The following is an 8,650-nucleotide window of genomic DNA, read 5'->3' as shown; positions in this document are numbered from 1 at the left end:
TTAGGACGATTAAGGCCCCAGTCCAACGCTGCTGGCGCCAAACGGCACATGATCAAAAAAAGTTAGAAAATCGGATAGAATCCGATTATGCCCCAAGAAAAAAGCAGGGCCCGGTATAAATCCAGCGGTTTGTCCCATCCGCTGCAGGAATTTGGCGCCGTGCCACTGGCACGCGAAACGTTGGATGAGGTGCTCAGCGGTTACAGGCGCCCCAGCGACAAGGTGAGCGAATGGCTGCGGGAGGGAGCCCTGCAGCCGCTGCGGCGCGGGCTTTATCTCACGGGTGCGTCCTTGCGATCCAGGATGGTGTGTTTGCCGCTGGTGGCCACCCCCCCAATATCAGCAAAGAAGTCCGCTTGTACCAAAGAAATAACAAGAGGGTACAACCGATGAACAATGAGACCGATTTACGACGCCAAATTTCGTGGTGAAATTCGCAAGCGGATGAGTCCGGCTAGCTGTAAAACAATTACTTAATTTTCAAGGGCTACAGGTATTAGCCGTCAAACGCTTTAAAGCTGGAGGCACCTATGGAAACGAGAAGGGGAATTAGTACCTGCCAGCTGATCTAGGTGCCTATTGCAGAGAAAGAGGTCTTTACCACGGGCAACTTGCTCAATGGCGCCAAGCAGCAGAGTATGCAAATGGATTAGATGCACCAAGCATGGCGGATCGGAACTACAGAAAAAGGAAAAGGCACTTTGGTTTAGCAGTACACGCAGTCCAGCGAATCTGTTGATATTTGCGAGATAAGACATAACACCTATGAAGAAGCGAAAAGAAGGCAGCCCAAGCGCTGGAGTAGACATATAAGAAAATGGCAACAACCAGAAATTGTAAAAATAAATCATCCAAAACCAGCAAAATCAGTCGAAGTTTGAAACAGTACTAAATCATCTTGAATAAGCCAAAGAAAACAGCTAACCAGTAAATGATTATAAGAAATAATTCATTAATTGTCTATTCACGTGGATATCGCTGTGCCATGAGCAGGAAGCAGTTTATATTCAACTTGTTGCCTCGCACGGCATCACAGGCGGACAACTTTGCTGATAGATACCGGATAGCTGGAGTGCTGCAGGGAACGCGGCTTATTTGCAGAACAGGTAGACCGCTGGCGCCAAACGGCACATGATCAAAAAAAGCAATTCACGCTTTACGAACATCAGTTACCGATAGCTGACCAGTTCATCATCAATGGCTTCTGCTTTGGCTATCGGTCAATCGGCTCCAGGATCTGATTCAGCGGCCAGGGCAACACAGGCTGATCGCAGGGGCTGGAGATAGCTCTGGATCACACCCCAAACAAGGGTGTTGTCGACCTTGACGTACTCGTGCGTGAGTTTGTTGCGAAAGCTGATGATGCGCTGTGCGTTTTGAATCCTGGTGAATAAATCGTTATTCAGGCGGGAAAGATTAGTTAGCGCCTCACCAATGATGATAAACTCCCGTTCGACGGAGGAGCGAATGAGGCGACTGTTGCAGTAATCATCCAATTTGATGCCGTTGACAGCTTCCAGGATGGCATCGGTTGCCTCAACTACATCGATCAGAAATGCCTTGATATCACGCCGCATAGATAAGCTGCTTCGAGGCTTCGATGTCAGCGCGCACAATCGGGTTAAGTACGGCCGTGGCCATCACCAGATCAATGGCGGTGCCCATGCTCTCGGTGAGTTGTTGCTCAAGGCCGAAGTAGGCCTCAACAAGGTCTGTGGGCTGGAGATCTTCGAACTCCACCAGTAAGTCAATGTCGCTGCTGCCGGGGCGGTAATCGGGCCTTAGAACAGACCCGAAGGCATGCAGGAGTGCCACATGGTGCTGACTGCATGCAGCGGCGATTGCGGCGAGCTGGTTGGGAGCGAGAGCCATGGTCATAGACCAATCTCCATCTGTTCAACCTGGATAAGCCAAGTTTCGCACGTCTGGCTTGCCTTCCACCTCTGCCAGCAAAGGTTCAAACCGGCCTGATTACCCCACACTGCCATTCAGCAGCACCGCATTGCAAATCCCAAACGCTGGAGCAGATCAATTCGTTGCTGGAAACAGCCTGATTTGATTTGGATTAATGAACTAATAGCAACCCAGCAAACAAGCCTCCAAGTAACCATTGCGAGGGAGGCAAAAAACGCTTCCAAAAGGTGACATCCTTCTTAGCAGCTACCGCTCACCGGGGATACGTGAGCAGCCCAGCCCTTATTCAAGTAATCCAACTCTTCCTTGAATAAGCTCAAGGTGTATTGAAGTTTCGGCGCCGGGAGCAAGATCCTTAGGCCTCGGTCATAAGCGTCACAGAAAAGACTGCCAGAAGTAAGCGCAAATAATGAATGTAGAAAGCAGTTTTTAATGGCTTTTTGGTTCTAATCTATAGGTTAATTTAAACGCCATCACATGTTTGCATTGGGAAATCTCGAACGTTTTGGCGCTAATCGCCTCCGTAAGGCCCGCCTTCAACGCATCAAACTACTACTGCGCGTTTTTTCACTGGTGGCACTCATAGCTGCCGCCAAAGTGGCAGTCCATCGATTTGGGTGGGAGGTGATTCAGCTGAATCCACTGTTTACAACATTGGTAGCGTCAACAGTTTTCCTATTGGGTTTTTTACTTAACGGTGTACTTGCTGATTACAAGGAGAGCGAGAAATTACCAGCTGAACTGGCAACTGGATTGGAAGTACTAAGCTTGGAAATTAAGGCAATTTCAATACAATATCCAGATAGCGATGGATATTTTGCAGTTACCGAGATAACATTTTTTGCTGAAACAATTGTTGAATGGCTGTTGAATCGGGTTTCAACCTCTGATTTGTTAAAGCATTATTATCCTTGCCATAGGGCCGTTGTTAAAGCAGCTATTTTACTCAAATCAGACCCTCCTCTAAAAGCAAGACTACTAGGGGAAATGGCAGCTATCTTAAAGCTAGTAAATCGAATTGAAACAATTCGGGAAACATCATTTGTAAAATTAGTTTACTGGCTGGCCTATGCAGCAATTGGGCTTTTATGTGGAGGATTAATACTTATGGAAAACACAAGACTGCATGAGGCAATATTTTTCATTGTGGTAATTAGTTTGATGATGATATTCCTGATAAGCTTGATTTCTGATCTGGATAATCCATTTGGATATGGTGATCCGATGTCGGCGGAGGATATCTCCCTTGATGTGCTTACTTCCGCAGTAAAACGAATGCAAGCCGCTCATTAATATTCCAATCAGCCCGTAAACCAACAGATCATAAGGGCAATCATTCCACTCCCAATTACATAAGTAGGCCAATAATCGTCTGATTTATCAAGCTTTTTCAGTTCAATTTCCCGTGCATCAACATCTTCTATCTTTAGGGCCTGATAATATCTACGGCAGGCCCATAACATCATCACAAATGATCCAAGCGTTAAAATATACGAAACAACATAAACCTCATCTAAGAAGGTAAGGTAGGGGAGTTGAGGCAAATTAGCATCATGGGTTTGCTGCAAGAAAACTAAAGTAAGTAGAACAGTAACAGGTAGTGTAAGGCGCACATCGTAGTGTGTTGTCTCAAGCTTAGTAGCACCGGCTATCATCGCCACAACAATCATAAGAGGTACTAATACCTTCCAGAAGGACAACCATGAACTTGTACTATATTTAACCTCAAATACTAATTGACTAAAATCAGAAGCGCCTTCACCAAAGCCAAAATCAGTGTTGTAGTGGTGCCTATAGGAAGCTAATGTCCAACCTTGATTAATCCAACCAAGGTTGGAATCAATGAATTGTCCGATTCCAGATCCTTGTACATCCGGTAATATTTCTAATTTATTACTGCTCAACACCACATCATCTGCTTCGATCATGATCGGAAGGCTAAGGGTAGTAAAAGGGTGGCGACGAAAATCACTCCGATCAATAAAAAACTCACCACTGTAGGTACCAGTTAAATACCAGTTTCCATCCGCCATAAGTTTAGGCTTACTGTTACCGGTGGGAATAAATACTGATTCTGCATATTGCGGTATATTAATCAAATTAACAGGTGTTAAAACCTTCCATATTTTTAGGTTATTTTCTGTTAAATATGCTTGAAGGTCATCGCCCCATTTGAGCCACCAATAACCAGAACTTTCAAATGAAGGACTTTGAAGATTAATATTGTAATTATTAATAGCATAAAAGCCCATTTTAATCTTCATTGGATCAGGCTGAGCGATTACAGATGTTTTAATATCACTACGTTCATAGCCCTTATGGTCGCGCTTCAAAAGCTTAGTAAGCCGGCTTTTTTGCTCAAGTAAGCCTGATTTATTACTGCCTGTGAATGCAAGATAGTCGCCAGTTTTATAGCTAATATTATCTACGGATAAAACTGCCAAAAGAATTAACAAAACAGCCACAACTGCCATTACTAGCGTTGAGATATTCCATGGCTTCCTAAGGGTGGGGGGGAGACGGAATTTTGATTTAGGTTGGCGGGAATTCATAACTTGTTTATTAAGTTATAGAAGATGGAATGAAAAAGTTAAGGAGCAATAATGAGCAAAGGATATTAAGCCATATGTTCTGTATTAATTAATTGGGCTAAACAGTAAATAAAATAGCATAGGGCAGTAGCAACAATTACATAAACGATACCATCAGAAATACCTGAACTCATCAAGAAGCCAATTGAAAGTACGGCAATAATTCCACCAACATTATCAAGGATAGAGTAGGCAACATTTGCGGAAACTTGATCTTCTTTTCTAAAAAGTTCTGCAACTGCAGACAATCCGGTAGCATAAATTCCTCCAGCAGCACCTCCCCAAACAAAAAGAAGGCACAAAGCTATAACGTAATTGTATATTCCAAGGGGTAAGAAAACAGCACAGAGCACACCAACAAGTACGCAAAGTATGGTTACGAAGGTTCTATTGCTACGGTTTGAAAAACTCGAAATCAGAAGTCCCAAGCTAACTGAACCAAGCATAAAGGCTGTAAGAAGAAGGGAAGCACGTTGAACAGACAAGCCGTTCATCATTCCGTAAAGTGTAAGAAATGCCGGAAGACCAAAGAATGTAACTCCACCAACAAAAGATGAAAGCATAGGAACTTTAGCCATGCGGATCGCGTAGCCAATACGCAAACGACCTTGACTTAGAAAGCGTGGCTGTTGAGTAAGCAAAGGAATAATTACCAGCAAGGCAACAATCACAATGATCATGTTTCCCTGAAATGCTTTGCCTCCTCCTGCTGATCCAAACGTGTTGAATAGGATAGGACCACTTGCTGTTCCAAGTGATAAAGCAGAGCTGTAGCAGCCGCTCACCAAGCCACGAAATCGTCCAACCGATAAGGCATTTACCCATGTTTGGAGGGAGATCAAACACATGTAGGTGCAGATACCAAAGAAAAACACACCCATGCACCAAAGGGGAAGATTTTGCGTTTTAGCTAGAAGCAGCAGAACTACCAAGCGCACTCCAGTGGCCAATGCAAAGGTGCCCACAAGGCCAAATTTGCCAAGTATCCAGTCGATACAATTAATAATCGAAATAACCGCTCCCATCTCGAATGCTAGGCAGAGGCCAATCAGGAATTTGTTGAACCCATAGGCCTCCAGGCTTACAGGAAATAGCACCGTGTTATATCCCACAGCAGCCTGCACCACTGCGGTAGCTAGAATGAGAATGAATACGGCATTTAGTGATCGCCGATCAATTGGTTGTTGTTGAAATTGGTTGATGGTTTAGACCTCCTTAAATTTATTAAAGGGAAGAATTAGTGAAACAACTTCTACATTTTCAGTGATCTGCTCGTGAGATAATGTGCCACCTAAGGCACGAACTAGTTCAACACAAGTGGCAAATTGCAAGGAATTTTCATCAAAGACGTGTTCGGGATGATCTCTATCTGCTATAAGAACAGCCCTTGATTCCTGAGCGCTAGTAAAATCAGAAAAGCGAATATTCACCGCCAAACCAATATTATTCAATTGTTCATTCTTTACGGAAAGCTTAATCTCATCCAAGGATGGGAGAATTGTTGCAGTAGTGGTGCTATAGCATAAAGATTTAATGATTAGATCTAACTCCTTGGAGTCACCCCAAATCAGTGTTGGCAGCTCGGAAGATACTTGGATGGAAATATCTGGAGGAATTGCCGATTTAATCAACACGGCTGGGTCAAAATTTTCAGCACTGGATGAGCGAATTCCCTGGCGAGCACGGGCATAGCGAATAAGGGCTGATGCATAGTTTTTAGTTTTATTTTCCATCTTGGTTGCTATTGCCTCAAGCTGGATAGCGGAGGAAGATCTTTCCTGAATACGCTCCAACTCCACCTTACTCTTTTCACCAATTGCTAAGATACGTTGTTCTTCCAGGATACGATTGCGGCTGCGGAAAAACCAAACAGCAGCTCCAAATAGTATTGCTAAGATGTCTGATGTGAGGGCCGCCCGTTGTGCAGCTACACCAATAGGTACCAATCTTGCCTTTAGGGTTACTAGCTCAAGGTCCATGCCGAGGGTTCCTACAAATTTCCCTCTTGAATCTTTGAAGGGTGCATAGGCGCTGTAGAAAGTACCCCAAGCATCCGTATAAGGCTCTTTATCAACTGCTGGTTTTTGAAAACGTAAAGCATCCCTAAGCGCCAAACCAGCGTCTGGATAGGGATCCATCAACTGGGGCGCTTCATCAGGACGACCATCTTTATCGTTGTCACCCTGGGGGCTACCGTTGGCGATAAAATACACTTTATCTCCCTGAATTATATTTGTATATGCATACTTCACGTCGCTGGATGCCTTACGGACACGCTCTAGGCGGGTGATTAAATTTACATATCCTTGATCATTTTTAAATGCTTTTGAGGTAAACAATTTATGTTGATCACCATCGATCATAGTTGCTGCAGCGCTCACATTGCGCAGAAGCCCCTCCCGAATCTGTTCCTTAACGGCCTCCACTGCTCGAACATAGATAAAGTAGATGGTGATATTGGTTAGGGTGAGCCAAGCAAGAGTAAATAGGATACCTTCAATCGCTGGCTTCCAATTTCTACGAGGTTTTGAAGAAGGAGTTAACATATCAATGCAGAAGTGTGGGTGTAGGTAATTGTAAATTCAGGATCCCTTCCTGAACTTCTGGGGTACTGGATCTACTTTCAAGGTATTCTTCAATAAACAGATCAGTCATTTCAGATGAAACACCAGGAACAGTTACAATATGGGCTAGATCTGCCAAGGTTGCAAGGTGCCAGCGCTTTTGAAGAAATTCATTTGGTTTTGTAAATACCACAATGCAACTTTTATCATGGCAATAGGCTGATATCCCCAGCTTTTCCAGACGCAATGTAAGCAGGGATGCTGCATCCAATGATTCGTAGGCAAGCTCAGCAAGGCCCTTAGCACCAATTTGTTGAATTACTAACCACAATAAAATAGAACTTAAGCCATCTCTAGATCCAGACAATGTTGTATCCATGCTGTTTACGTATTCTGCGCTTCCTGCGAACGGCACCACACGGTTCTTGAATCCCAGAACAATTCCACAAGGAATTGGTGCTCCTAGGAATTTATGGCCAGAAAATGAAAGTGTGTGAATAGGAAGGCGAAAGTCAAATAAGGGCGCCTCGGGAATCCAGCAGTGCATAGGACCGTATAGGGCAGCATCAACATGGATATGAAACTCATTGAGGTGGAGTTTCTCTAGGAGTTCAAGAACAATTTGGGGATATTCGATCGCACCGTGAAAAGTTGTTCCAACTGTTAAGTTAATTATAAAAGGTTTACCACCAAGTTCAATAAGTATGCTTTCAAGCGCTTCAAGATCTAGGTTTCCGTCTGATCTACTTGGCACTAACCTATATGGAAGCCTCAAAAGATTAGCTATTTTAAGCAGGCAATAATGGGAATGTTCAGTAAAAATCAGAACAGCATCTTCATAGCGGTTACGGCCCTGAGAGATTCCATACATTATTCCCTCGGTGCTGCCATTGGTTATGTACCCCCAGGCATTTGCTGGATCCAAATGAAGGGCAGCAGACCAAAAAGATATAACCTCCTGCTCGAAATCACAGGTATTGATGCCAGAATTCGGATGAAAGGGATCACCAATATTATTTATATTATACTTTAAGAAATCTACCAACGGAAGGTTGGACAAAATGCGACTATTCGGAAAGCCGATGTAATGGGCAGAACGATTTTGGATACTAGAATTTAGGGCAGCAATACGCGAAGAAGTTTCTTCACTAATCGGAAAACGCTCCTGATATTTATTCCACGGATTATACGTCATAAGAATATAAATTGGTCAATATTAAAAAAATAAAATTCGCGAGTATAATCATTCTGAGAGGTTTGAAGGGAGGCAGAGTGCTTACTTTTATTAGTGAAATTAACAATCGGAATTATTGGAATTTTGTTAATTCTTCGCACAATGGGAAGGGAGATTACATAATTCATTTATCTTAACAAAAAATTGAACGTTGTCAACTATTTTTATAGGCCTCAGACTATTGAAAGCAGCAAGCATGCCACTAAAACTTTGATCAATCGGGGCGACAGGATTCGAACCTGCGACCTAGTGCTCCCAAAGCACCCGCGCTACCAAGCTGCGCCACGCCCCGCTTCTCTGTAATAGTACCGGAGTGCAGGCAGTGAAAGGACTCTTGTTGCGCCAAT

At 43.7% G+C, this 8,650-nt stretch carries 7 protein-coding genes and 1 tRNA gene; 1 reads left to right on the top strand and 7 read right to left on the bottom strand.

Annotated features, from left to right (window positions below; all coding sequences use genetic code 11):
* Positions 1-1,220: 1,220 nt before the first annotated feature.
* Positions 1,221-1,577, bottom strand: coding sequence for a HepT-like ribonuclease domain-containing protein (locus KBY68_RS10060; protein WP_106501012.1), 357 nt, complete (start codon positions 1,575-1,577; stop codon positions 1,221-1,223).
* A complete protein-coding gene (locus KBY68_RS10055; protein WP_255097045.1) occupies positions 1,567-1,878 on the bottom strand; it encodes a nucleotidyltransferase family protein in 312 nt (103 codons plus the stop codon). Before KBY68_RS10055 ends, KBY68_RS10060 begins: the two co-directional genes overlap by 11 nt.
* Positions 1,879-2,400: 522 nt before the next feature.
* Here KBY68_RS10055 and KBY68_RS10050 point away from each other — a divergent pair.
* The gene (locus tag KBY68_RS10050) at positions 2,401-3,207 is read left to right on the top strand and encodes a hypothetical protein (protein WP_255097044.1); all 807 of its coding nucleotides are present in this window, start codon (positions 2,401-2,403) and stop codon (positions 3,205-3,207) included.
* Between the two features lie 8 nt (positions 3,208-3,215).
* Here the strand turns inward: KBY68_RS10050 and KBY68_RS10045 are convergent, their stop codons facing one another.
* From KBY68_RS10045 to KBY68_RS10025, 5 genes are all read right to left on the bottom strand, one after another.
* Complete coding sequence (locus KBY68_RS10045; protein WP_255097043.1) at positions 3,216-4,466, bottom strand: ligand-gated ion channel; 1,251 nt, start codon at positions 4,464-4,466, stop codon at positions 3,216-3,218.
* 65 nt (positions 4,467-4,531) lie between these two features.
* On the bottom strand, positions 4,532-5,647 hold the full coding sequence (locus tag KBY68_RS10040; RefSeq protein ID WP_255097057.1) for an MFS transporter: 1,116 nt from the start codon (positions 5,645-5,647) through the stop codon (positions 4,532-4,534).
* A gap of 63 nt (positions 5,648-5,710) precedes the next feature.
* Positions 5,711-7,051, bottom strand: coding sequence for a hypothetical protein (locus KBY68_RS10035; protein WP_255097042.1), 1,341 nt, complete (start codon positions 7,049-7,051; stop codon positions 5,711-5,713).
* Between the two features lies 1 nt (position 7,052).
* Complete coding sequence (locus tag KBY68_RS10030; RefSeq protein ID WP_255097041.1) at positions 7,053-8,264, bottom strand: histidine decarboxylase; 1,212 nt, start codon at positions 8,262-8,264, stop codon at positions 7,053-7,055.
* A gap of 257 nt (positions 8,265-8,521) precedes the next feature.
* Positions 8,522-8,595 (bottom strand) — tRNA-Pro (locus tag KBY68_RS10025).
* Positions 8,596-8,650 lie beyond the last annotated feature (55 nt).

The organism is Synechococcus lacustris Maggiore-St4-Slac, from assembly GCF_024345595.1.
In the GTDB taxonomy this organism is placed as follows: domain Bacteria; phylum Cyanobacteriota; class Cyanobacteriia; order PCC-6307; family Cyanobiaceae; genus Synechococcus_D; species Synechococcus_D lacustris.
Note: the sequence above shows the minus strand (reverse complement) of the source record. Positions and strands in the feature narration are given on the sequence as shown.

Bases quoted from the DNA above. Each gene is read 5' to 3' on its own strand.
- KBY68_RS10060 (WP_106501012.1), bottom strand. From the start codon at position 1,577: ATGCGGCGTGATATCAAGGCATTTCTGATCGATGTAGTTGAGGCAACC.
- KBY68_RS10035 (WP_255097042.1), bottom strand. From the start codon at position 7,051: ATGTTAACTCCTTCTTCAAAACCTCGTAGAAATTGGAAGCCAGCGATT.
- KBY68_RS10045 (WP_255097043.1), bottom strand. From the start codon at position 4,466: ATGAATTCCCGCCAACCTAAATCAAAATTCCGTCTCCCCCCCACCCTT.
- KBY68_RS10055 (WP_255097045.1), bottom strand. From the start codon at position 1,878: ATGACCATGGCTCTCGCTCCCAACCAGCTCGCCGCAATCGCCGCTGCA.
- KBY68_RS10030 (WP_255097041.1), bottom strand. From the start codon at position 8,264: ATGACGTATAATCCGTGGAATAAATATCAGGAGCGTTTTCCGATTAGT.